This window comes from Enterobacter sp. 22452, assembly GCF_052045065.1.
GTDB lineage: Bacteria > Pseudomonadota > Gammaproteobacteria > Enterobacterales > Enterobacteriaceae > Enterobacter > Enterobacter mori.
On record NZ_JBQEOB010000005.1, the window covers coordinates 389,530 to 413,241 of the forward strand.

The following is a 23,712-nucleotide window of genomic DNA, read 5'->3' on the forward strand; positions in this document are numbered from 1 at the left end:
AAAATGAAAAAATTAGAAGATGTTGGTGTACTGGTAGCACGTATTCTGATGCCAATTCTGTTCATCGTGGCAGGTTGGGGAAAAATCACCGGTTACGCGGGTACCCAGCAATATATGGAAGCCATGGGCGTGCCGGGGTTCCTGCTGCCTTTGACCATCCTGCTTGAGTTCGGCGGCGGCCTGGCAGTGCTGTTCGGCTTCCTGACCCGTACCACCGCGCTGTTCACCGCAGGCTTCACCCTGCTGACGGCTTTCCTGTTCCACAGCAACTTTGCGGAAGGCGTGAACTCTCTGATGTTCATGAAAAACCTGACCATCGCGGGTGGCTTCCTGCTGCTGGCCATCACTGGCCCAGGCGCATACAGCATCGACCGCCTTCTGAATAAGAAGTGGTAAGCACGCTATACTGATTGAACCCAAAGCGAGGAGATATCTCCTCGCTTTTGCTATCTGACGGAGGAGAAAAAAATGGGACAACTCGTAGACGGCGTCTGGCAGGATGTCTGGCACCCCCACACTTTTTCTCTCTGATATAACCCCCACATTTGATCTCTCAAAAATTTTTCGAGTAATTATGCAAAGCCTCCTACACTCAAAGTGAACTTAGGATCGATGGAGGGTTACTATGCCTGTACGTTATTTGAACGTCGGAGATATGTTTATTGAGGCAACACCTGCCTTCAGCCTGTCTAAAAATGGTGAGCTCTTAACATCCTGGAGCCAGGATGGCATACATATTAAAAATATGTACCTCCTCTTTGATTCACAAGATCGCCCAATTAATGCTGCCAATGAGTATTTAATTCATTGTAAAGCAGTTGAAAAGCACCAGGATCTCTCCTGTATTGCCAAAGCGTTAACGCTATTTTTTTCCTTTTTAGAAAGAGAGCAACTTTCCTGGAGCGACATGCCAAGGGCAAGCCACATGCGCCCTCTCTATCGGTTCCGTGATTATCTCCAGGCTCAGCATGATGAAGTTGACCCACAGAGCGGTAAACGACGACTCGCAAGCTCTACAGCAAAGAGTTATCGGGGAGCCGTTGTTGGCATGTATGTCTACTGGATGGAATATGGTGATGTGTTTCAACGACCACCATGCCAGTTCAGTGAGATTAATATTGCTGATGAGCGGATGCTGGGGCATATAAATCGTTATATAAAGGTTCAAACAACTGACCTGAAAATTACTGCACGTGACAAAGTAAAACAATCCCGACTCCCGAATCATTTACGCCCTTTGCTGAAAGAACAACGACCTGAGTTACAATCTTTGCTAGGCGTTCTTAAAGAAGGGAGAAGTTATACTAAAATAAATGATAAATATATTCCAAAGACTATTGCTCCTGAGATTCGAATAGCCATATACCTCGCTTTATATACAGGAATGCGAAGAATGGAGGTGCTTACGTTTAGCAGCACACTGATTCAGCCAACCTCTGTAGATGAAAACACAATAACCGTAATGATTGGGCCTGGTAATCATTGCCATACTAAACGCGGCGAGTCAGGTGAAATAAAAATACCGGTCTGGTTGATGAGGCAGTTATACGCTTATAAGCAAAGCACACGATACAGAAAACGCTTGTCAAAATACCTCCAGTTAACCCCGGATTCCTTAGCTCGTCAGTATCCACCGTTATTATTGAATAACCAGGGAGAACCATACAACGAAAACTCGCTCAATGCCCGCTGGGGCGAAATCCGCAATGCTGTTCGCATCGACTTTAAGATGCCCACATTTTCGCATAAATTTCATAATCTTCGTTCAACCTATGCCACGTACCTGACAATTGCTTTAATGCAACTTACTTATCCCGGTAGCCATCCAAGGAATCCAGGTGAACCCGTCATGACCAGAGACCAGGTTGAGTCAGAAGTTCAGGCTCGTTTGCGTCATTCATCACCTCAGACAACTTCACTCTACGTTAAATTCTGGGAAGATAACTACCTGGCGAGACAATCTGACCGTATCCACCAGGAGGGTCTGGATCGGATATACGGAGACGACAACACCATTGGTGTATGGAGTCATTTGCATTCCCCTCACAGAGGCTAAAATGAATAAATTAGCCTCACGAACGTTGCAAATCTCCCCCCAAATTCATTCTGGTGCGCCAGGTGATGATGATTTAATCCTTTCTGTAGCGCATCATGCGTGTAAAGACAATGCATACAGGCCGATTTACGTCTTTCGTTTACTTTATGATGGTGTTCCAAGGGCAAGCTCCATCAACAATGCAAAAAAGCATAACGAACGTTTACCCCTGGTGTTGCTCATTTACGAATGGCTGGCGGCTCGCGTTCATATATTAAGCGGAAGCACCATATTTACCGATTTCAATATGGTTAAATTTTTTTTCCGCTACTGCGACACAACCCTGCGTATGGCAGAGTTGACCGAGTCAACTGTCAGTTCTTACGCACAACATATAAGCAACCAGGTGAATAATAATGCTAAATCTCATGCAGGCATTCGTGGGATGAGCGATCGATTTTCAGCATTTCTGTCCTGGGCAGGGTACGAAGCACTGGCCAACCTGATGCCAAAAGTTGCCCGCCACAATGTGATGGAAAAGAAGACGCAGGCTTACTCAGATGAAGAACAAATCGGCGTTTCACGTGACCTGTTCAGAGTATTTAATGTGCTCGCCAGTCGGCTAAAAAAGGGGGAACCAATTACCTGTCCTTTTGATCAACCCAAAACAAACTGGGATATTTCCAGTTATAACAGTACCCTCTGGTTTAATAAACTCACGATAACTGCGTTGTTCCTCACCGCTAATTTCACCGGAGATAATAATTCACCTCTTAGAAAATTACGTCGGAGAGACGTTACAGAGCGGGAGTTCCATTTCGATAAAACAATTAATCTCTATCGACTGGTTAGTAAAAAGGATCGGCAGGGAGGGCAAGAAAATACATGGGATATGGGATTCACCCGGCGAGGAAAAGATTTCTTTAGTGTTTATCTTAACTGCCTTGAATATTTCAACCTTCCGGAAGAGGCTTACCTTTTTCCTCGCTTTGACAACGGTCAGTACGATGGATTTGTCTTTTCAGCAGATATAACCAGCTACATTAACTGGTTCATGGCTCGCGCTCCCCACCAGGTCAGGCCAGTAATCGGTCGCTTCAGGCAAAGTAAGAGCGACGGGTTGATGGCGGATACTAATTCCATTGCTACCGTTGCTGAGGGGCTTAACAACCTTAAAGGAACTGCGGCAAGGCATTATATGAATGGCAACCCGCATAATAATCGCAATCGACTGGGCAGTGCAGCCGAGGCGCTTGAGCTCACTGCCCGCGGAGCCAGCATTAATGAGGCGAGAAAAGTTGTTGAGGCAAAATATGGAAAACCCCTAAGGGCAATGGAAATCATTGCCAAAGGAGATGCAGAGCCAGCCCCGACCAAAATGGGAAGCAGGTGCAGGCAACCTTTCGGGGATAAAGCACAAAGTCTGAAACGGGAACTGGTCGCCAGCGGCCTGCTGGGTCAGGACGAGTCCATTGCCTGTTTCAAATTTCTTGATTGCTTTGGGTGTGAGTTTCAGGCACTGGTAGCGGAAGTAGACGATATCTGGTGCATGCTGGGCTTCCGTGAAAGTCTTACCGAAAGTCTTCAGCGTCCGGCCATTAATCACCACCTTCCGGTTACACGGATTAATGATGTCATGGGAAAAATTCAGATTATGCTCGCAGAAGTTGAGCGCGACTACCCTGATGTATATGCAAAAGCCATCGGCAAATTAAACGTTCAGGCGCATCCTCTGTGGGACGATGAGAACTCTGTGGCAGACCTGTACGATATCTGGTAGGAGAACTGATAATGCAGGCACGATTTAAACCAGGAAAGAATAATCCAAGTATAACACCCCCAGAATGGGTGGAGCTCCATCGCAATGAGTCGTTTCCTTTAAACGAAATTATTGTGAGTTTCGATGTTGATAATCAGCCTCTTAGCTACTTTACGAGCGATATCTGGGACTTCAGAGCCTATGTTAACACCCGCTCGGGTAACAGCCAGGGAAGCGCCATCTGGAACTGGAAAAGGATTTCGGAAGGTTTTCGCAATGCTGTCAGGCACTTAATGTACATCCATCTGTTTGAAAAACGGCGTACCGCCAGCGAAGGTATTGCCGGTGTATCGAGAAGATTCGGTGCATGGGCAGAACTTTCACAACTTTGTATCCAGTGTGGAATACCAGAGATGTCAGCGCTTACATTGCCGCACATGCAACAAAAGTTCATGGCGGAAGTCAGTACACGAAAAATGGCTGTCGGACGGGTTGTACATCTCCTCGCCTCGTTATCACTGGCACATCGCTACGGTTTTATCAATTTCCCATATACAAACATAGCATTACTTGCCGATAAACTCGCTGACAAGAACAAAACATCACAACAAACACTCGCTATCCCACAACCTGTGGCAGTACAAATTTATTCTCATGCAATACACCGTATAGAAATTTGGCACCATTCACGCCAGGAACTGGTCTCACTTTTTAGTCACTACCTGACGCTACGAGAACAACACAAATCTAAAGCGCTGAAGAATATCCTGACCGATCGCAGGCCCTTTTTGATGGCTCTGGCGAAAGAAGCTGATTATATCTATGCCCCCACAGATACTCTTACCGTCCTCTATAACGATATTCTGGCAGCCTGCGGCACTGTTATTGGTGCTGTCAGCGGCATGCGCTACGGTGAATGGTTTGAGCTTGATGCTGATGCTTACCAGGAACAAACACATAAAGGTATCACTCACAGTCTTCTGGCAGGAAAAACCAGTAAGCTCAATAAGGGCACTCCGATCCGCCACGCCTGGGTTACAGCCCCGGTAGCAAAAACAGCGATCGACTTACTGGCGGCAATAACGGAACCACGCAGAGCCCAACTCAAAACGCAATCTACTACGTTGACTGAGGCCGGGCGATACAACGCTGCAAACAAATTGATTGAACATGGGCAATCTCTTTTCCTGGCTCTGGGAGTCAGAGGAAAAAATATTGTTGTGACAAAATCCAGTATGAAGAATGCACTGGACAGGCTCGTGGCAACAGCCCCGACAAAGGATGGTTCGCAGGGAGCCTGCCTGAGGCAAGAACACTTAGCCGAATTTAAGACACTAAACAGCCAGTGGAATACTATCAGCATCCCCCTGGATAAGCTCTGGCCAATCGCAACTCATCAGTTCAGACGCACTTTTGCTATTTTTCTGTTGCGCAATAATTTTGGTTCTTTTTTACAGGTGAAACAGCAGTTTGCCCATACAAACATCAGTATGTCAGCCTGGTATGGGAACAATGCTGAGGTTGCCAGAACATTTGATATGGAACAGGATCCCGAAATTCAGGCCGAACTCGCTGAAATGAACATGTTGCTAATGACTGATATTGCAGAAAGACTCTATCTTACAGACGAACCTGTTTCGGGAAAGGCAGGAACTCAAATCCGGGAACAAATAGCCCAGGGCAATATCATTTTTCATAGCCGGGAGGAAATCAATACGGCTATCCGTAAAGGTGAATTAACCATAGTAGATAACGGACATAGCCTGTGCCTTAACCCTCGTTGTGAACGGCTGGATTGTACAATTGACCCTCTAATCAATCCGGTTTTATGTAGCCATGATGTCATCATGACTCAGCATGCCCGGCTACGGGCTGATTTGCGCGAACGCCTTATCAGACGCCATAAGCAGGCACTCAATCAAAATCTGAATCAACCAAACTTGCTTGCTAAAACACTGGTCGGGATCCGCGCCTGTGAAAAAATCATGGCCGATCATGACATCGACTTCGAACCGTATGCCCCAGCAAACAGTATTAATATTCACTGGAGTGAAAAATGAATAACAAATTATGTAAAACAGAGATCCAGTTGCAGCTCTTTGAAGAGGCACTCGCTCGCCTGCTCAGAAACGAAGGTAAAACTATTACACCCGGAACAAAACTGTCCATGGCCAGGCTGGCAAAAGAAGCTAAAGTAGGAAACGGAACTTTGTATTACAAGCCCTACTCTGAATTTCGCAAGCAGGCCGCTGAATGCATATCCCGGTATAATTCCGGGACAACCCAGGTCAGTACAACCAACACTCATCATCATGAAGCGCTGGAATCATTGCGTAATGAGCGGGACAATGAGAAGAGACTAAAAATACGATACCGGAAATCCTGTAGTGAATTGAAAGCACAGCTTCAACGTTTTTGTGCTGAACGTGGAACTACTGAACATGCTTTATATCAGGCAATGTTGCGCATTGCTGACCTGGAACAAAAATTTGAAAAAGTGGCGGGCACACACCCCGATAATTACGTAATGGAAAATCTCGAAAATATAGTTTTTTTACCGCGAGACCTGCAGCAAATGAAGTAGACATTTGGCTTTATGCTTAGTTACATGTGACTTACGACTGCTTGCAAAAGATTTGACCCTTACCAACAAAAGCTGGTCACATTAGCACCGAGATGAAAGTCCTAATCTGAACGGCGGGTCAGCGTGCATCGGAGCTGCTACAACGTTCAGCCTGGCGGGAAAAATGCGACAGTCGCCAGTTGGTTCTACACACGGACAACGGTAGCCCGATGAAAAGCTTCACTATGCAGGCAAAGCTTTATGATCTGGGCATCGTTACATCCCACATCAGGTCACGAGTAAGCAACGACAATCCGTACTCGGAATCGCTGTTCAGAACGCTGAAGTATTGCCCTCAATGGCTGCGAAATGGGGTCTGCAGTGTTAGTGATACCCGGATATGGGTCCACGACTTCGTTCAGTGGTACAACACTCAGTATCGCCAAAGTGGAATAAGGTACGTTACGCCAGATGAAAAATACAATGGAAAAGATGTAGAGCTCCTTGCCCGGCACACAAGACTCTACGAAATAACGAGAAAAATGCATCCGGAACGCTGGTCACAACAGACCCGAAACTGGTCACCGGTAGAAACTGTATCGCTGAATCCAGAAAAAGAACGCCAGGCGGCATAAAAACACGACAACTACCTTGAAAATTAACGAGAATGAGTGTTCACGTTGAGCCAGAATATGCAAAAAATGCCCTGTCCGCAATGTTTGAAGATTTCCCACATCTGAGTGAGGTTATCGGATGCGTTGTCATTACGTATCTGATTGCTTATGCTTGGGTGAAAATGATGTTCAGAATTAGATTATTGTGGGTTAAGCAAAGATGGATTTAAAACGAACTTTGATGGTAAACTTTAAAATCGACATACTATTTCAATTTTTTAATTACCTACTTAAGCGAAGTCTGGGAGGGTAAGCTAACAATATGATTTTAATTTTGCAATCGTTTTCATTTCGATGATATAATTATTTTTAGCATTTTCTTGCAATTTCCAGAGGCCATTGCACTGCTCAGTCAGCCCAATATTTTCCATGTATAATAAGGCCATGATGGTATCAGCATTACTCATTTGCGCTTTTTGGGCAATATGTCTACTTGTTGCTGTACCCGTTACTTTCATGACATCAATCAGTTGCAGAAGATATTGTTCCATATTTATTTCTCCAAAATCATGCCCACTGTGACAAACTCAGTATGTGAGTAATATCTTAAATATCTGGATAGTCTATTTTCGGTCTAAAATATATAACCGCCCTGCAAAATGACGTAAATGACGTAATCAATGTAATTAACCAGATTAAAAAAAGTTCTCATCTGATAAAAATTAATAACCAGATTAAAAAAGTTCTCATCTGATAAAAATTAATAACCAGATTAAAAAAGTTCTCATCTGATAAAAATTAATAACCAGCTTCTAAAATACATGGACTTATAAAGTAAATCCAAAAAACAACTATCTAATAATGGATTTAAAAAAATCTTTAGCGCCCATAAAGCAAGTGTTTAATATTTACCTAGAACTCTCATTTCAGTTCAATGCCCTCTTTTTTTGAGTTCCGAAAGGATCTTCATCACTCCGCTTCGTTAAAGTTTCATAATGGTGCTGACCTGCCCCCGGGATTAGATACAACCTTCAGTTAGTAATGTCGGTTGGTTTTTCTTCATATTTCCTGTTTCGCCAGTCCGTTGCGAATTCAGCTGGTGTCTGGTAGTCCAGCGATGAATGGGGACGGCACTCGTTATAATCCAGCCGCCAGTCATTAATCGTTTTCCGGGCATGAAGAATATCTCTGAACCAGTGTTCATTCAGACACTCATCGCGAAAGCGTCCGTTAAAACTCTCAATAAATCCGTTCTGCGTTGGCTTACCAGGCTGGATAAGCCGTAGTTCCACACCATGCTCAAAGGCCTATTGTTCGAGCGCGCGGCAGGTAAATTCCGGACCCTGATCGGTTCTTATTGTCGTCGGATCCCCCCGAAACAACGCGATGCTGTCCAGAATACGCGTGACCTGAACGCCTGAAATACCGAAAGCAGCGGTGATCGTCAGACACTCCTTCGTGAAATCATCCACACAGGCCAGGCACTTGATCCTGCGACCGTTGGCCAGTGCGTCCATAACGAAATCCATCGACCATGTAAGGTTCGGTGCATCCGGGCGCAGAAGCGGAAACCGTTCGGTCGCCAGCCCTTTACGGCGTCGTCTGCGTTTTACGCTCAGTCCATTAAGGTGGTAAATACGGTATACCCGCTTGTGATTGACGTGAAGGCCCTCCCTGCGCAGCAACTGCCAGATGCGCCGATAACCAAAACGTCTGCGTTCAAGCGCCAGCTCAGTAATACGCCCTGATAAATGTGCATCAGCAGCCGGACGCTGAGCATCATAACGGCAGGTCGACAGGGACAAACCTGTAAGCCGGCAGGCACGACGTTGCGACAGACCGGTCGCATCACACATCAACACCACGGCTTCCCGCTTCTGGCCTGTCGTCAGTACTTTCGCCCCAGAGCCACCTGAAGCGCCTCCTTATCCAGCATGGCTTCGGCAAGCAGCTTCTTGAGCCTGGCGTTCTCTTCCTCAAGCGACTTCAGGCGTTTAACCTCGGGCACCTCCATACCGCCATACTTCTTACGCCAGGTGTAAAGGTGGCGTCGGAAATGGCGTGCTTACGGCAGAGCTCACGGGCAGAAACCCCGGCTTCAGCCTCGCGGAGGATACTGATGATCTGTTCGTCGGAAAAACGCTTCTTCATGGGGATGTCCTCATGTGGCTTATGAAAACATTACTAACATCACGGTGTAGTAACCAACGGGGAGCACGTCAGTGCCTACTAAGAGATGATTTCGCCAAGACCCAGAATGCTCACTGGCTGGCCAGGCTTACGATTTTTTTGTAACCAGTCGATCCGAAAAAAGACTCAAATAGATGCTTCCCATTTTTGAACACAGTCCCGTATTATTCAATGTATTAGATGTCTGATATTGTGGCGAAATATAAGCCAAATACTTTACTGTTACTAACCAACACTACAAAAAATGTCCTGTTCTATAAAGTGCCGAAAGCGCATGGCAGATCTGTCTGTTTGTCACACAAAGATATGCCCGAGCCTAAGTTTAACACAAAAATTAATCGTGTTTGGCTCTGGAGATTGACTACACAAGAATGTTTTCTTTTGAATCTATTTTTGGACTTTGTTTCTGCTATTCTTCTTGTTTCGTTGGCGTAAAATTTCATGCTGCTACATATTGATTTTACTAAAATTAACCGCTGTTTCATGGTACTTCGTTCCTGCCAGATAATGCGTTTTCAGTTATGAAGCCAAAGCATGAGCTAACTGTATGCAAAAGAATACGTCGGTTCCTGAGTCAATCTACGAGATGAAATGTACCCAAAATCGTCTGTATCTTAACAAATGTACTCCTTTACACCTGGTCTTTCAGCATCCAAATGCCCGAATCATCTCGGTATATCTACAGGGGTGATTACAGCAACAATGTTACTGGCGAACAAGAACACGGCTGACTGCCATGTTTAGCCGACAAGGAATCTTTTTTCGGGATATACCAAGATCCGATATTCAATTTTGATTTTTGCCTGTATTGGATAAATTTAATGAAACTGAACTTGAACAAAGCCACTGACAGATAGAGTTACTTTAAAAACAAAGTAGTTACCTGGGGGCTGATTTTTCTTCAGGTCATGATGCCTGTTACAGCCACCTGGCCCGCACATGCCGTAACGAGTGAGCAGCATAAGACGCAGACTGGATCCCAGAATTTTAACTGGGGGCAGACCATGGAAACAGTTGCCATGATGTTTCCCGGAACGACCCCAATGCAACAAAAAGTACAGTCACCAATATGGCAACTGGTGCAGCGGTAACATCGGTGCAAGAATGGCTCAGCCATTTTGGAACAGCCGAAGTAAAACTGAACATCGACAACGACGGTAACTGGGATAACAGTTCGATCGATTTTCTGGCATCTCTATATAAGAATAAAAAATCCGTCCTTTTTACTCAATTCGATCTCGGGCTCCGGATAATCGAACAACAGGTAACCTTGGGGTAGGGGGCGTACTTTCTATCTTGAAAACTGGATGTTTGGTGGCAATGTGTTTTTTGATGACGATTTTATCGGTGATAACCGGCACATTGGGTTAGGAATGAAAGCCTGGACCAGTTATTTGAAACTTGCCACAAACATCTATACAGGAACAACCAACTGGCACAGCCCCTTGATTTTACCGATTATAATGGAAAAAGCCAGCCGATGGGTTCGATATCCGGGCCGAGGCTTACCTGCCATCTTATCCCCAGTTAGGAACCCGGGTAATGTACGAGAAATACCATGGTGACAAAGTTGCGTTGTTCGATAAGGATAACCTGCAAAGTAATCCTTCCGCAGTCACCGTCGGGCTGAACAACACGCCAGTTACACTTATCACTGATGCTGTGGATTACAAGCGCGGTCAGGACTCTATGGACGACACTCGTTTCAGTCTGAACTTCTATTATACGCAGGGCCAACCCTGGAGATCCCAGATTTCAGCAGATGATGTTTCCCGGCGTCGAAGCTTGGTGGGCAGTCGATATGATCTCGTGGATCGTAACGACAAAATTGTCCTGCAGTATAAAGACAAATGCGATGTGCTAACCGATATGACATTTAACAATGTTAAAGACAACAGTCCGGCTGACAGCTTCACCGGTAACGTTACTGCGCGCTTCATTGCTGTAAAAGCCGCAACTATTATCCCGCTGTCTTTGGTCGGGAAAGGGAATGGCGGCGGATAAGGGAGTTACCACCGTCCTGGTTAAAGAAACGAATGGCAATCCGCTCGCAGGGATCCACGTAACCTGATCGGTTGTAGTTACCAATTTTATGATCTATGAAGCTGCTGATGCGGTGATAAACAATCAGGGAGAAGCCAGTTCGACTTGTTATGCTGTAACTGCCACTTTAACCAGGGATTACCAACTGTAGTATTATTGTTTTTTGGTTAGTGCCAATCTGGCTTCGAGACCAGAGCAGCAGAACCTTCAGCAGCAGATAGTGTTATATTGATAACATGATGCCTGATGTGTTATCGGTATCTGAAAGTTAATACCAGGCAATCATCTATCTCCCTTCCTTCATGGGGATACGCCCCCCACCTTTGCTTCATCACACCAGAACAACGCATGTAAACAAGTTATCTACAGATATTCACGCCTGGTGTAAACGGTAGTATTTATCGTGCACCAAACATTCCAATATAGCTGAACTAAGGCATATAGTGCACGCACGACAATCATTATTACATCATATGGAGCGAATTGAAGTTAAAAGCCCTGTAACTATAAGCATCAAAATAGACTCTGTGCTGTTATTGTTCATTTTAAACTCTTTTTTGCATTCAGTAATAGGTCTGGATAGTTTATAAATAAACGGTACCTGATGCTGATATTCGTTCTGGGTACAGAAAAGATTGACCACATGGTCAACTATATCGAAATGGGAAATAAAAAATGGAGTAGGAATGTCTTTGTTAATGTCGAAAAAGTTGAAATATTTTATTGTTGCCTATGAGACGCAATGCATTAACAGCGCAGCAGAACAATTATGTGTTACTCGTTCTCCATTGGCTCGAGCCTTATACGAACTGGAAGATAAGGCAGGTGGTAAATTATTTACAAGGAAATACAATCAACTTTACCCAACTAATTTAGCGCTTTTGCTTTATCAAAAAACAAAACCGATATATGATTTGTTATGTGGTATTGAAAATGAATTTATGATATCACCATATATTTCAAAAATAGAATTACTTTGCGATTTCAGTGTTCCTTATATAGTTTATCAACATCTTTGTTCGAAGTTAAAAAACATATCCCCATTAATAGAATGTCGCCGCGTTATTGTATCGAATTGCGAGATGCAATCGTTGATTTCAAATCCAATGGTAGTATTATTTTCTTTCAGAAAAATAACCGTTCCAGATAATTTCACCTGTCATGAATTCAAAAGTGAATCACTGTGTTTAATTCTTCCTGAGAATATTTCCAATGCGGACATATTGGATTTTGAAATAATGAAAGACATTACGCTATATATTAAAAAAGATCTAATCTCCGCGGAGGTTAAAGGTTTTGTTTTTTCGGTAGTGAAAAAATTCATGCCTTATACAAATATAAAAGAAATAGAATGTGATACAGTATCCTTACTTTTCTATGCCAGCACAGGTGAGGGGATGATATTGCTCCCGGAAAGCCTTGTTGCTTATCTTTCCCCGCCAAGGACCCGGACACTAAAGATCCCCGACATCAGGCTACAGAGCGGCTTGTATGTCAATAATCGTAACAAAAACACATCTGTTATACAAAAAATCACAGATATACTGGCTCAACTGATGGAGTAGTTCCATAATCTAAAATATGCCTCTGTTACTCATTTCACGTATCAGAGGCATGTTTTGCAAAAGTTCAGGAAGACGTTTCTCGACAATGCCGATAAGCCAGAGTGTTCGTTGAGGGATGTAAATCGCTGTATTCTGCTCATCAATAATCACCTGAAAAATATTAAAAAAGCCCTTATCCAGGTTGCGTAGTCTGGAAATATCATCATAATTAACCTCCTCTTTTAATAGGATTTTTGTCTGAATCTCCCTCAACAGAACACAACCATTAATCAGTAATGATATTTTAGGGAACAATAAAAGCTCACTCACTTTAAAACAACCTATCAAAATTTAACCAGATTTTAATCTTAAAGCAACATTGTTTCTGTGGCAATATCGTTTTCCGGATAATGTGCATTTCAGTCACGCCTTTCATTATGAACTTCCACGGCGGGCAGAAAGATACTAAAAACAATTCACTTGCACCTGGCATTCCAAAAAAATGTAATATATTGATAAATTGCATAAAAGTTATCGTGGAATCAGGATGCAATACGGCAGCAATGAAGGTTTTTTAATCGAAAAATAAACTCCGTGATAGTTGATCGCCCCTCCATGCTGCGTCATCTTATTTTTTATTTCTACCAAGAATTTCAGAAATATCAAGTCCCGTTCTTTTCTTAATGGTATATGTTAAAATCTGACTGATACCATGAGTTCCCAGCAAGGCGATGCATATCGCAATTGCACCAGAGGACAATTTTGTTCCAAAAATAGGTGGAAAATTAATGATATGCGGACGGATCAGATAAAACAGAAGCAGACTGATGACTAAGTCTCCTGCTCGTTCCCGGAAACGTCCCCCACCGTACAACCAGCGGCCAACTTCACCCAGTGTCAGGATCACCACTATTTTTATAACCTCCGCAGGTTGCGATATAAGCATCATTAATAATCCGCTTATTGTTAGCTTATTATTCATATATCACCTTCATATTATGTTGTATAAATATGATTACGAACATCACATTTTGTGAGCAGAATGCCCTTTTAACATCAGAGTTAGCCTGATTACCAGACGGGAAATAACCGCCCGGTATACTTTATCATTCACTGCAGGGGGATGTTTTCGGACTGCACTGCTCATCTGCAATCATAAGAAACATCAAAATGGTACACGCCTTTCCAGACACCGGTCCTCATAACCGTTGCATGTCGGCATGCACGTTCTGCAGTTTGTTTTGCCCAGATACTGTCCAGCATTTCGTTTGCAGCGGTATTCCAGTCATCTGCTATAATGGCTGTCAGCATATTACGAAACTTCTCAAGACCCGAAACCCCTGTCTGGTAAGCCATTGATGTCAGCACATCCTGGCGAGCCGGATTACAGTGCGACATCGCAGCTGCAATACTGCTGCTGCGTTTCATCCCGGCTTGCACCGCAGTGATGCAGGCATTCAGCCAGGCATCAATCGTCCGGTCATCAAGTGAAAATGTGTAGTGGCTCAGTGGCACGCCCTGGGGGCCAAGCTTAAATCCTACTCCGGCCGTGGGGTAACCCAGGCTGTCAATATACGGTCTGTTTCTGACCCCTTCCTCCTGTCGTAGTAGGGGAATAATCATGCTGTCCTGATCCATCACGGGTTCCTCATTACTGGTATTCAACATTTTCGAATAGTCCGGGAAAATATTTACTATTCCCTTCAAAAATTATACGCTCTGCCTCCCGCAACAGTGTTCTTTATTTGCTTTTTGGGTAACTAAAAATCGGACAAAGCAAGGGGGGAATATATTCTACATCTCTGTTATTTTCATTTTTGAACCAAATAATAAAGCCAGGTGTTATGTTTTGTATGGATAAGGTAAGTTCACTCACGCATGCTGGTATCAAAACCTCTAAACAATTGCAATATGTCCTTTTACCCCCGGTTATTATCCAGAATTTTTCTTTTTTTCGGCACATCATCAAAAATAAAACCATGATAGTTCATGGTGTTTTCAGAGATTACCGGATGAGCACCCACAAAAAAAACGCTTCCTTCTCTCTTATTTTACGCAGTTGCATGACAACTATACATCTATTCTGACAGGGGGCGTTAGATAGATGGAGGTATATTTCCCGCCAACAGAACACGGGGCATTTGTTTTTTTATTTTCACTCATTCAATCTTTTAAGGAATTAAAATGGTCGCAATATATTCTGTTTCTTCAGTGAACGCTGATAAATCCTCAATACCGTCTGATGGTTCACTGGCCGCGACCATGATCGTCGTTATTCAGGACCGTACCGATGCAGCCGCACCTGTGGGTACAAGTGTTAGTTGAGCGGTGACCACCGACGGCGCACTCTCCACTGCCACCTCCACCATCGATGATACCGCTATCGTTGACATGACAGCAACCGCAAACGCGACGCTGACCGTCACCACAGATACTGAGACCATGGGTAAATTGGTCAACATTTACGCCAGTGTCGCATTACCGACCCAGGCCGTCTCCGGTGTCACCGAGGCAGACAAGTACACTATCGATTACTATGATTTACAGCTCGGGATCCAGATAGACATTCCTCGCTACCCGAACCCCGCAGCAGGCGATACCGTCACCTTCTGATGGGGCGATTTTCTCATCCCGCTCCTGACCGACCCGTTAACCCAGTTGCCGATGGGGATTGATATCAACACCGAGCTCCCGTCAGCCTACCTGGAAGACGGTAACTATGCGGTGTATTACTCTGTGTCTGATGCCGCTGGTAACGTCAGTTATTCTTCAGCCCTGTCAATTGTGATTGCTAACGGTGGTCAGACCATACCGACGCTGGACGAACCGGTCATCCCTGATGGGTGCTGACGGCTGTTAGCGCCAATGATATAAGACTGTAATGGGGGTGCGGACAATTTTCTGGACACTCAGGAGATAAATAATGTCTACCGAAGCAGAACGGCTCCCTGCAATTGAACTTTACTTTAAATACGGTAGTAAACTGGCTCCTGTGGTTCGTGAACTGGATTCCCCCTCTAAAAAAACTGCGACGCTGGATCCGTTTATGGGAAGCGAGTGACGGTGCTACAAAAACCATACGCCGTAAGCCTCATTACTCTGATATGCAAAAGCAGGCTGCTGTTGAACATTATCTAAATCATGGCTATTGCCTGGCGTTTACCAGCAGGACTCTTGGTTATCCCTGCTGTGATGTACTGGCTCGCTGGGTTAATGAACATCATCCCGACAGACGGCTTTTTTTGCCAGTACGATCAATCAAAATGCACCTTTTGAACCTGAAGTGAAACGTCCGGCTGCCATGGCGCTTTGTACACGACATGTACCTGCCAGAGAAATCGCCAGGAACATTGGCATCAGTCGCTCGGTATTATACAAATGGAAAGATGAAATCATCGACGATAAGGCTTACCAGTCCATGCGCAAACATGAAAAGCCGTCTCTTACGGTGAACCGTACCGGGTTTTCGGGAGACTAAACTCTCAGTTAAAGGAGACCCGAAATGACATCCAAACGAGCAAACCGTTACCCACCAGAACTGCGTGAGCGGGCTGTCAGAATGCTGCTGGAACAGCGCAGTGAATATCACTCAGAACACGTCGCCATCAACTCCATCGCGCCAAAAATTGGTTGCAGTCCCGACACGCTCAGAGCCTGGCTGCGTCAGCATGAACGCAATAATGGTGCCGGCGATGGCGGGCTCACAAGTGATGAGCGTCAGCGGCTCAAAGAGCTGGAGCAAGAGGTTCGTGAGCTGCGGCGCAGCAACGATATCCTGCGCCAGGCCTCGGCTTATTTTGCGAAGGCGGAGTACGACCGTCTATGGAAAAAATAATGCCGCTGCTGGATACCCTCAGCGGTAGTCACGGGGTCGGACCGGTATGTCATGAGCTGAATATCGCCCCGTCGACGTACTACCGGCACCGTGAATACCGCCAGCATCCGGAGAAACGCAGTCAACGTGACCGCCGTGACGATCGGTTGAAGCCGGAAATACAGTGAGTGTATGACGAAAACTACAGTGTCTATGGCATCCGTAAAGTCTGGAGGCAGCTGCAGCGTGAAGGCTTCAGCGTGGCCAGATGCACCATCGCGCGACTGATGAAGAGCATGGGCCTCGCTGGCGTGCTTCGGGGTAAAAAAGTGCGGACTACGGTCAGCCGGAAAGCAGCTGCGGCAGGTGACCGGGTAAACCGTCAGTTCGTGGCGAAACATCCCAATCAGCTTTTGTGTGCAGATTTTACATACGGTGTGCCCGAAGTTCAGGGCGAGCACGGATGCTCAAATGAACCACGAGCCTGTCTGGAATGTTGAACCGGTAACTCACGATGAGAAACCCAACAATCCCACCGGGTGTGACGGTGGTGAACCTGAGCGGCAGTGACCTGCGGCATGCCCGCAGGGTGATGTAACCCGCTGACAACGGGGATTGAGGCGAGATCACTAAGCCGAGATGCTCCCCAGGGTTGAGTGCTGAAAAGCTGAAGAACATGAACCCGTTAATCCGCCTCTGTGGGTTGAAAACGTCACCACGGCCTACGTGATCTGACAGGTCGTGCAGAAGTAACTGACAGCGACACGTATGCGCTGTCAGTCAAAGGTGTTCTGACATATATGCAAAACACCGGGACAGCAACGCCTATCACGCTCGTGTTGCTGACTTCTGCCAACTTGCGGTAAGCAAGGACAAAGAGTGCGACGGGCAGCCTCCTCAGTATGTCTGAGTCCAGACAGGTGAACCGGGGAAGGTCAGCGACGGATGTTAAGGAGGCATGGCTCCGATGACGTGCTGGCTGGCGGAGCTTCCGTAGTAGTCCGCGATGGGGAAAGCCCATTACATGGCGAAGGATCACAGGTGTCTGACGACTTGATATTAAGGTAACCGAAATGGCAACAGCCGAAAATATACAGGCCGTCTATTCCGAACGTGGCAGGAGGCAACTGCCTCTGGAAGGAGTCTATACGCTGCTCTATCTTACTCTGTCATACCGTTTACCGGAATGATGCCACATGTTGGCAAAAAACGTTTTAACAGCCTATAATCTGTTAAATACATTAACAGCCTATAGGCTGTATTAACATTCAAATTGCGTATATTAATTAGCCTATACGGTCGGTTGCTAATGAACACTCAATATCCTTTGAAAACTTTGAATCAGTTACGTCCTGTGCTGATTGGCTTTCGCAAAGCTAACGGGCTGACGCAAAGAGAGATGTCAGAATACCTGAGTGTAACACAGCAAACTTATGCTCGTATGGAGGCAAACCCTGCAAGTGCAAGTTTTGAACGTTTGTTCAGGGTGTTTACCATATTGGGTGTTGAGATCGCATTTTCATCAAGGAAATCATTATCCGATGCAAAGCCCGAATACGTGGAAATGCAGCAGAATGCATCGCTTCCTGCCAGGAGGGAGGAATGGTGACGTCACATATGCCCGATTTTTATATTTTCGTCTGCCAGATTATCCGTATCAGATAGAGTCTTAGGGCGTGATGTAATTTCAACAAGATGGTGGATAATAGCATGACATTCAGCAGTCCACTGATGCAACTCGGCGGCGAGGGTTTTCCGCGTGAGCTCACCGAGCTTATGCTCAACCGCATCAAGGAAATGAATGTCACTCAGCGCATCAACGCAGAACCTCATGAGCGCGAGGCCTGCCGTAACGGCTATTCACGCACTTGATCCGCTGAGGCTGCTGGAAACCATTCGACTTTATAAGCATCAGCTGGTGTACATAGCTGTCGTGGATCCTGTAGGAGACAAAACAGCGATATAACCACATTTTTTCAGGGTTTCCCCGTTGCCTGACAGAACAGGTTAAAAGCAGTAGAAAAGTAAAGTTCCCCGAATGATTGATCAGAGCAGAATACGCACAATGTACAAAACTACATCATTACACTGCGAAAAGGTGGTTGCATGCACGTTCATTTATTCGTAAACGAGGAGGGAAGAACAGTTGGTTGTAATCGTCACTACCTGGTTATTATAATTTGGTAAAGGTATTCTTAATTTTCATAATCCTACGGACTACAATTACGGTGCAATAACAACAGATTTTCTCTCCTCAAGGAAGATCCCATTGGTCATCGCTAGAGTTGCATCGCGCGCTAATCAGTCACCTCACGTTTTTTCATACATCAAGTTATCTTCGCAATTCAAATGCAAAAATCGCGAGCGACATCACAATTTAGAATAATTCGTGTAATCATGATCTGGTAAATAACCATTAATATCATATCCTTTTTCTGTCACTTCACGATTTTTGCTCCTTTTCTATTCCTCACAGGAGAATCATATGTCTACTAATATCATTTACAACGGTGATTTTGAAAGCAATGGCGGAGGGTTAACCTCCTGGCAGTATACTTCTTCCGGTTCCGGTGTTAATGGAGAAACAGAGCAGATTACAAACCACTATTGCAGTATCGCGACCACTGAGTCTGTATATCAAAATATTGGTTTATTAGCGGGGGAGAATTATAATCTCTCATTTGATTCCCGGGGATTAGTTAATGGCACAGTTACCATAATGCTTGTCAATTCTAATACAACATATTGGAGTTCTTCATTTAACTCAGCCAGAAATACTGTCTGGACACGAGAAAATTTTTCGTTTCCTGCGGATCCATCATGGACAGGTACACTTATGTTGCATTTCCATGCTGAATACAGCGCGACACCAACTGACAGTGTCGATATTGATAACGTTGTCTTAATTCAGAATTGACTTCACAAAAAAGACAGTCTTTTCCTGTGACTGTCTTTTCATATAAAAAATGACTTTTGGAACAATCTCTCCTGTCTGCGGTATGTAATTCCTGACCAGAAGTTTTTTACCATTTTGGGTACAGTAATGCGTCAATTATTTTCTGGAATACCTTGTTTACTTTGAAGGTAACATATATTAAATATGACCGAACCCTGTCTCGTGTTACAAAAATTGAACGCCGGAGATTATACCTGTGTGCAAGTAGCAATAATATCTATGGTTTCAGAATTGAGCGCCAATTGCTACCAGGAAGGAACTAATACAGAAGTAGTGAAAAACCAAAGCCTGGAGCTGCAATCACAATTTCGACATTACGTAAAACAATACGCGTAGCCGAAGTTGCTCTTCGACTCGCGGCTCTGGCAACACCGAACATCCATAATGAATAAGTGATCGTAAGCAACATTATAATGTTAAGAATCATGGTATGAACACGAGAAGTATATCAAGGTACAGAAGGATAGGATGAACATTAAATGGTGGACATTCCATAATACGATGAAAATATAGCTAATCGAGTTAAAGGAACTCAGATAGTTCCTTATTTACCTCATTAACGGTAACGTCACCAGTACAACTTGTTACCCGCACTATCACCGAATCGCCATGGCAAGAATTTTCTGACGCAAAAGAAACCAAAAAACCGGGGCAGTAGTACACGTCTCTCACGGCAGGGAAAGAAGTGATTATCATGCATAAGTATCACAGGTATCAGGTACTGTTCAGCCTGAAAAACTCATAACAGATGAAAATTCCTGAAGCTTTCGCAGCGCGTAACAGCCCGCATCACCGCATTTTGTCACCTAAAAATTAAAACTTTCAGCTATCAGAAACCATACTTTTCTGAAAACGCAACATCCCGTTTCTGATATGACGCCGTAAAGCCATAATAGTCACAAAATTTCCGACAGGATGACATAGAGTATTTCCTTTTTAAGGAGATACTTACATGTTAAAAAAATTGCTCATTTCATTATCCTTGCTATCTTCCTGTTCTTTATCCCCTGCACAGGCATCATGGAAAACAACGACAGAGCAGGATATTTTTTCACCTGGTTACATCAAAGCTGAGCTAGTTGGAGATATCACCAATCATAATCAGTCTGTTATTTTTAATTGTTCGAAAGATTCACTCTCTGTCAGCCAGGTAGAGCTGGACCCTGATTCGATGATAGGGGGGGAACCCCACTATCAGACGTTAATAGAGGTTCCGGATAATAATCCTGTTGTTTTTAATACAGTACTGTCCCGCAGAAACGCAAAATACATTCAAATGATGAGTAACGAGACCACAAAGATTAAGCTTCTGCTAAAACAGTTTCGTGATGAGTCATCCCGTAAAGATTTTCTGATTGGCAACATTGACAGCAACGGAAATCATGTTTCATCCGGTTCGGGTTCCGTTTCGTTTGCAAAGAAAGCCGTCAAAGAGTTTATTGCGGCATGTAACATTACGCTGTAACTGTGTCGGAAAGACCGTTTAAATGTGTGTTAAACGGTCTTTAAAGGTACTTCTGGTGGCAGAGATCACCACGGAGCGCACGAGTTCTGGAGAAAAGCTTTCACGTTCCACCCGCTGTGGATGTTCCCAGTTTATGTCTTTCGGCAGTATTGCCAATTGTGCCTGAGTCAGGAACACTTTCCCGCCTTCGGCGGCTGTTGCTGGCGATGCTGGATCCCGACAGGGATTGTAACACCATATTCAGCAAGCAGAGTAAAGCGCAGGTTAACCAGCTTTTTTCTCTACTCAACCATCAGTTGACGTGTGTTTAGAGTACATTGATATATATCCTGTTGGTCCGTTATTCTAACCAAAACAAAGTGGATACCGGGGCGGAATGCGGTTGCACAAATTACCAAAGCATCGTTGACATCGTTCTTCTAGCTGTGGGCAAAGGATGCGGCGTTTTTCAACATAGTTGTCACTTGATGTAATAAAATTACGTTATGTCGCCTCTTATTCCGGGTTAAGGTAAACTTCCGGAATATAGTCCCAGTAGTGTAACTGCTTACTCCAGCGTACGTATTTGAACCCGCTGTGCTTATGTTCAACGTTGTACCAGTTTGCGAAACGGCTTACCCATGCCCGTACGTCATCTATTGTGTGAAAACCAGTTCACTGGCCATCAGGGACAATATTTGAGTGTGCGGAACAACGATTCTGTTTACGGATTCTCATTGCTGACCCAAGCGAGCGTAAGCACTCAGTACACCAAGAGCATACTTTTTGCCTGCAATGCATAGCTCCGAATTGGGCTTCCGTTGTCAGAACGAAGCACCAGGTTATCCTCGATATCATCAGCGATATGCCCAGCTACGGTTATCGACGAGTGTGGGGCATCCTGCGTATGCAACGTCGCACAGAGGGACTACCGCCGGTAAATGCCAAACGACTTTACAGGATCATGAGTGAGCATAACCTGCTGTTATAGCATGACAAACCAGAACGCTCAAAGCGTGAACACAAAGGGAAAATCGCGGTAGCAGAAAGTGATATACACTGGTGTGCAGACGGCTTCGAGTTCGGTTGTGACGATGGTGAAAAACTACGGGCCACGTTCCCGCTGGATTGCGGCGACCGAGAGGCCATAGGCTGGGCGGCGAGCACGGGAGGCAACGACAGTTCGACGGTGCAGGATGTGATGCTGAGGTCGGTGGGAAAGCGCTTCGGCTACAGGTTGCCGGACACAGCAGTACAGTGGCTGACGGACAACGGCTCAGCGTATACCGCGCATAAAACGCGGAGGTTCGCCAGTGAGCTGAATCTGGAGCCCTGCACAACAGCGGTGAGCAGCCCATAGAGCAATGGCATGGCCGAGCGGTTCATGAAGACGATGAAGGACGATTAGATCGCGTTCATGCCAAAACCGGATGTGAGAACAGCACTGCGAAATCTGACAGGGTACGGATCCCGTGAGCGTCTAGCAGGGCGCTTTGCTGTCATGGAAGCTGCGTTGATCCTGAGTGCTAATATTACCGGCTGGGATTTACAGACCTGCCGGGGTGCAAGTCAATATACCCGGAATTCCTAAATAACTGCTCGGAATAGTAGATCACTTACGGGGGAACTCAGTCCGGTTTATGCGATCTGATCAATCGCTGAATATCCCAAATCACCAGCCGGACTGAGCAATGCCGACCATAGCACCAATACCCAGAACTGAACGACGCCTGATGCAGAAAACTATCCATAAAACAAAGGACAAAACCACACCCGGCGACTCACCGCTATGCTGATGCTGCATCGTGGTGACACCGTCTGTCATGTTGCCAGAACGCTCTGTTGTCCCCGCTCATCGATTGGTCGCTGGATTAACTGGTTCACGCTGTCTGGTGTTGAAGGCCTGAAGTCATTACCGTCAGGACGTGGGAGACGCTGGCCGTTCGAACATATTTGCGCATTGCTGCGTGAGCTTGTTAAGCATTCTCCCGGCGATTTCGGTTACCAGCGTTCCCGCTGGAGTACCGGACTGGTATGGCGGAGAGCCGCACCGACACTGCGTATCCGTGGCCCACACAAAGAAGAAAAAATGGTCGCTATCCATGAAGCTCTGGCGAAATGTAGTGCGGAAAATCCCGTGTTTTATGAAGATGAAGTGGATATTCACCTCAATCCCAAAATTGGCGCAGACTGGCAGCTATGTGGGCAGCAAATGCGCGTTGTCACGCCGGGCCAGAATGAAAAGTACTATCTTGCCGGCGTGCTGCACAGCGGCACGGGAAAAGTCAGCTACGTTGGTGGAAACAGTAAAGGTTCGTCCTTATTTATCAGTCTGTTAAAAAATCTGAAGGCGACATACCGGCGGGCAAAAACGATTACGCTCATTGTCGATAACTACATCATCCACAAAAGCCGTGAAACGTTGCGCTGGCTGAAAACAAACCCGAAGTTCAGGGTAATTTATCAGCCGGTTTACTCGCCATGGGTCAATCATGTGGAACGGTTGTGGCAGGCGCTTCATGAGACAATAACTCGAAATCACCAGTGCCATTCAATGTGGCAACTGTTGAAAAGGTTCGTCACTTTATGGATACCGTTAGCCCATTCCCAGGTGGGAAACATGGGCTGGCTAAAGTGTAGCGGTATTAGGATCAGTTATTTAGATAAGCAGTACAACCGGGTTGGTATAATCCCCCGGGCTGGGTAAGTAAAAGAGCCCGCATTGCGGGCTACTGACAAAAGATAACTGT

General features: G+C 45.2%; 19 protein-coding genes, 6 pseudogenes and 1 other annotated feature. Of the genes and pseudogenes, 20 read left to right on the forward strand and 5 right to left on the reverse strand.

The genetic code is table 11. The features are described from left to right. Positions 1-3: 3 nt before the first annotated feature. The 6 genes from ACTJJA_RS16895 to ACTJJA_RS16920 all read left to right on the forward strand — a co-directional run bounded on the left by ACTJJA_RS16895 (position 4) and on the right by ACTJJA_RS16920 (position 6,992). Positions 4-396, forward strand: a complete 393-nt coding sequence (locus tag ACTJJA_RS16895; protein ID WP_010435893.1) for a DoxX family protein — start codon at positions 4-6, stop codon at positions 394-396. A gap of 229 nt (positions 397-625) precedes the next feature. Continuing rightward, a complete protein-coding gene (locus ACTJJA_RS16900; protein WP_440668733.1) occupies positions 626-2,056 on the forward strand; it encodes a site-specific integrase in 1,431 nt (476 codons plus the stop codon). 1 nt (position 2,057) lies between these two features. Next, on the forward strand, positions 2,058-3,815 hold the full coding sequence (locus tag ACTJJA_RS16905) for a hypothetical protein (RefSeq protein ID WP_440668734.1): 1,758 nt from the start codon (positions 2,058-2,060) through the stop codon (positions 3,813-3,815). An 11-nt stretch (positions 3,816-3,826) separates the two neighbouring features. Further along, positions 3,827-5,854: a hypothetical protein gene (locus tag ACTJJA_RS16910; protein WP_440668735.1), complete on the forward strand. Its 2,028-nt coding sequence runs from the start codon at positions 3,827-3,829 to the stop codon at positions 5,852-5,854. After that, positions 5,851-6,378 carry a hypothetical protein gene (locus ACTJJA_RS16915; RefSeq protein ID WP_440668736.1) on the forward strand — a complete coding sequence of 176 codons (528 nt, stop codon included), beginning with the start codon at positions 5,851-5,853 and terminating at the stop codon, positions 6,376-6,378. The genes ACTJJA_RS16910 and ACTJJA_RS16915 overlap by 4 nt, the downstream gene beginning before the upstream one ends. 209 nt (positions 6,379-6,587) lie before the next feature. Beyond that, positions 6,588-6,992 carry an integrase core domain-containing protein gene (locus tag ACTJJA_RS16920; RefSeq protein WP_440668737.1) on the forward strand — a complete coding sequence of 135 codons (405 nt, stop codon included), beginning with the start codon at positions 6,588-6,590 and terminating at the stop codon, positions 6,990-6,992. Between the two features lie 293 nt (positions 6,993-7,285). Here ACTJJA_RS16920 and ACTJJA_RS16925 read toward each other — a convergent pair whose 3' ends face one another. Both ACTJJA_RS16925 and ACTJJA_RS16930 read right to left on the reverse strand, forming a co-directional pair. Further along, positions 7,286-7,522, reverse strand: a complete 237-nt coding sequence (locus tag ACTJJA_RS16925; protein ID WP_440668738.1) for a hypothetical protein — start codon at positions 7,520-7,522, stop codon at positions 7,286-7,288. A 480-nt stretch (positions 7,523-8,002) separates the two neighbouring features. Next, a pseudogene (locus tag ACTJJA_RS16930) lies at positions 8,003-9,122 on the reverse strand (IS3 family transposase). A 1,108-nt stretch (positions 9,123-10,230) separates the two neighbouring features. Here ACTJJA_RS16930 and ACTJJA_RS16935 point away from each other — a divergent pair. The 4 genes from ACTJJA_RS16935 (at position 10,231) to ACTJJA_RS16950 (ending at position 12,769) form a co-directional block, all read left to right on the forward strand. Continuing rightward, positions 10,231-10,440 (forward strand): inverse autotransporter beta domain-containing protein, encoded by a 210-nt coding sequence (locus tag ACTJJA_RS16935; RefSeq protein WP_440668739.1) that lies wholly within the window; start codon positions 10,231-10,233, stop codon positions 10,438-10,440. Positions 10,441-10,468: 28 nt separating this feature from the next. Then, the gene (locus ACTJJA_RS16940; RefSeq protein WP_440668740.1) at positions 10,469-10,726 is read left to right on the forward strand and encodes an inverse autotransporter beta domain-containing protein; all 258 of its coding nucleotides are present in this window, start codon (positions 10,469-10,471) and stop codon (positions 10,724-10,726) included. Further along, complete coding sequence (locus tag ACTJJA_RS16945) at positions 10,671-11,165, forward strand: inverse autotransporter beta domain-containing protein (protein WP_440668786.1); 495 nt, start codon at positions 10,671-10,673, stop codon at positions 11,163-11,165. Before ACTJJA_RS16940 ends, ACTJJA_RS16945 begins: the two co-directional genes overlap by 56 nt. A gap of 725 nt (positions 11,166-11,890) precedes the next feature. Continuing rightward, positions 11,891-12,769 carry a LysR family transcriptional regulator gene (locus tag ACTJJA_RS16950; RefSeq protein WP_440668741.1) on the forward strand — a complete coding sequence of 293 codons (879 nt, stop codon included), beginning with the start codon at positions 11,891-11,893 and terminating at the stop codon, positions 12,767-12,769. A 9-nt stretch (positions 12,770-12,778) separates the two neighbouring features. Here the strand turns inward: ACTJJA_RS16950 and ACTJJA_RS16955 are convergent, their stop codons facing one another. The 3 genes from ACTJJA_RS16955 to ACTJJA_RS16965 all read right to left on the reverse strand — a co-directional run bounded on the left by ACTJJA_RS16955 (position 12,779) and on the right by ACTJJA_RS16965 (position 14,386). After that, positions 12,779-13,078: a hypothetical protein gene (locus ACTJJA_RS16955; protein ID WP_440668742.1), complete on the reverse strand. Its 300-nt coding sequence runs from the start codon at positions 13,076-13,078 to the stop codon at positions 12,779-12,781. Positions 13,079-13,376: 298 nt separating this feature from the next. After that, positions 13,377-13,730: a hypothetical protein gene (locus ACTJJA_RS16960; protein WP_440668743.1), complete on the reverse strand. Its 354-nt coding sequence runs from the start codon at positions 13,728-13,730 to the stop codon at positions 13,377-13,379. A gap of 161 nt (positions 13,731-13,891) precedes the next feature. After that, positions 13,892-14,386, reverse strand: coding sequence for a glycoside hydrolase family protein (locus ACTJJA_RS16965; protein ID WP_440668744.1), 495 nt, complete (start codon positions 14,384-14,386; stop codon positions 13,892-13,894). A gap of 690 nt (positions 14,387-15,076) precedes the next feature. On the opposite strand from ACTJJA_RS16965, the gene ACTJJA_RS16970 reads away from it, so the two are divergent. The 10 genes and pseudogenes from ACTJJA_RS16970 (at position 15,077) to ACTJJA_RS17015 (ending at position 23,602) form a co-directional block, all read left to right on the forward strand. Continuing rightward, entirely contained in the window at positions 15,077-15,361 is a 285-nt protein-coding gene (locus ACTJJA_RS16970) for a hypothetical protein (protein ID WP_440668745.1), read from the forward strand. A 51-nt stretch (positions 15,362-15,412) separates the two neighbouring features. Next, the gene (locus tag ACTJJA_RS16975) at positions 15,413-15,598 is read left to right on the forward strand and encodes a hypothetical protein (RefSeq protein WP_440668746.1); all 186 of its coding nucleotides are present in this window, start codon (positions 15,413-15,415) and stop codon (positions 15,596-15,598) included. A gap of 73 nt (positions 15,599-15,671) precedes the next feature. Continuing rightward, a pseudogene (locus ACTJJA_RS16980) lies at positions 15,672-16,190 on the forward strand (IS3 family transposase); the annotation flags it as partial. Positions 16,191-16,250: 60 nt separating this feature from the next. Continuing rightward, positions 16,251-16,996: pseudogene (locus ACTJJA_RS16985) on the forward strand (transposase); the annotation flags it as partial. Further along, positions 16,538-16,654: a sequence feature (AL1L pseudoknot), on the forward strand. It overlaps the preceding pseudogene by 117 nt. 875 nt (positions 16,997-17,871) lie before the next feature. Beyond that, positions 17,872-18,171 carry a helix-turn-helix domain-containing protein gene (locus tag ACTJJA_RS16990; protein WP_440668747.1) on the forward strand — a complete coding sequence of 100 codons (300 nt, stop codon included), beginning with the start codon at positions 17,872-17,874 and terminating at the stop codon, positions 18,169-18,171. A gap of 86 nt (positions 18,172-18,257) precedes the next feature. Next, positions 18,258-18,422: pseudogene (locus ACTJJA_RS16995) on the forward strand (IS256 family transposase); the annotation flags it as partial. Between the two features lie 625 nt (positions 18,423-19,047). Next, positions 19,048-19,479: a hypothetical protein gene (locus ACTJJA_RS17000; RefSeq protein ID WP_440668748.1), complete on the forward strand. Its 432-nt coding sequence runs from the start codon at positions 19,048-19,050 to the stop codon at positions 19,477-19,479. A 991-nt stretch (positions 19,480-20,470) separates the two neighbouring features. Next, positions 20,471-20,983 (forward strand): hypothetical protein, encoded by a 513-nt coding sequence (locus tag ACTJJA_RS17005; RefSeq protein ID WP_440668749.1) that lies wholly within the window; start codon positions 20,471-20,473, stop codon positions 20,981-20,983. Positions 20,984-21,806: 823 nt separating this feature from the next. Then, positions 21,807-22,367, forward strand: a pseudogene (locus tag ACTJJA_RS17010) (DDE-type integrase/transposase/recombinase); the annotation flags it as partial. 286 nt (positions 22,368-22,653) lie between these two features. Then, a pseudogene (locus ACTJJA_RS17015) lies at positions 22,654-23,602 on the forward strand (IS630 family transposase). Positions 23,603-23,712: the final 110 nt, after the last annotated feature.

Coding starts and splice junctions, on each gene's coding strand:
- ACTJJA_RS16905 (WP_440668734.1), top strand. CDS start 2,058: ATGAATAAATTAGCCTCACGAACGTTGCAAATCTCCCCCCAAATTCAT.
- ACTJJA_RS16920 (WP_440668737.1), top strand. CDS start 6,588: ATGAAAAGCTTCACTATGCAGGCAAAGCTTTATGATCTGGGCATCGTT.
- ACTJJA_RS16950 (WP_440668741.1), top strand. CDS start 11,891: ATGTCTTTGTTAATGTCGAAAAAGTTGAAATATTTTATTGTTGCCTAT.
- ACTJJA_RS16935 (WP_440668739.1), top strand. CDS start 10,231: ATGGCAACTGGTGCAGCGGTAACATCGGTGCAAGAATGGCTCAGCCAT.
- ACTJJA_RS16925 (WP_440668738.1), bottom strand. CDS start 7,522: ATGGAACAATATCTTCTGCAACTGATTGATGTCATGAAAGTAACGGGT.
- ACTJJA_RS16990 (WP_440668747.1), top strand. CDS start 17,872: ATGAACACTCAATATCCTTTGAAAACTTTGAATCAGTTACGTCCTGTG.
- ACTJJA_RS16965 (WP_440668744.1), bottom strand. CDS start 14,386: ATGGATCAGGACAGCATGATTATTCCCCTACTACGACAGGAGGAAGGG.
- ACTJJA_RS16975 (WP_440668746.1), top strand. CDS start 15,413: ATGGGGATTGATATCAACACCGAGCTCCCGTCAGCCTACCTGGAAGAC.
- ACTJJA_RS16940 (WP_440668740.1), top strand. CDS start 10,469: ATGTTTGGTGGCAATGTGTTTTTTGATGACGATTTTATCGGTGATAAC.
- ACTJJA_RS16910 (WP_440668735.1), top strand. CDS start 3,827: ATGCAGGCACGATTTAAACCAGGAAAGAATAATCCAAGTATAACACCC.
- ACTJJA_RS17000 (WP_440668748.1), top strand. CDS start 19,048: ATGTCTACTAATATCATTTACAACGGTGATTTTGAAAGCAATGGCGGA.
- ACTJJA_RS16895 (WP_010435893.1), top strand. CDS start 4: ATGAAAAAATTAGAAGATGTTGGTGTACTGGTAGCACGTATTCTGATG.
- ACTJJA_RS16960 (WP_440668743.1), bottom strand. CDS start 13,730: ATGAATAATAAGCTAACAATAAGCGGATTATTAATGATGCTTATATCG.
- ACTJJA_RS16900 (WP_440668733.1), top strand. CDS start 626: ATGCCTGTACGTTATTTGAACGTCGGAGATATGTTTATTGAGGCAACA.
- ACTJJA_RS17005 (WP_440668749.1), top strand. CDS start 20,471: ATGTTAAAAAAATTGCTCATTTCATTATCCTTGCTATCTTCCTGTTCT.
- ACTJJA_RS16915 (WP_440668736.1), top strand. CDS start 5,851: ATGAATAACAAATTATGTAAAACAGAGATCCAGTTGCAGCTCTTTGAA.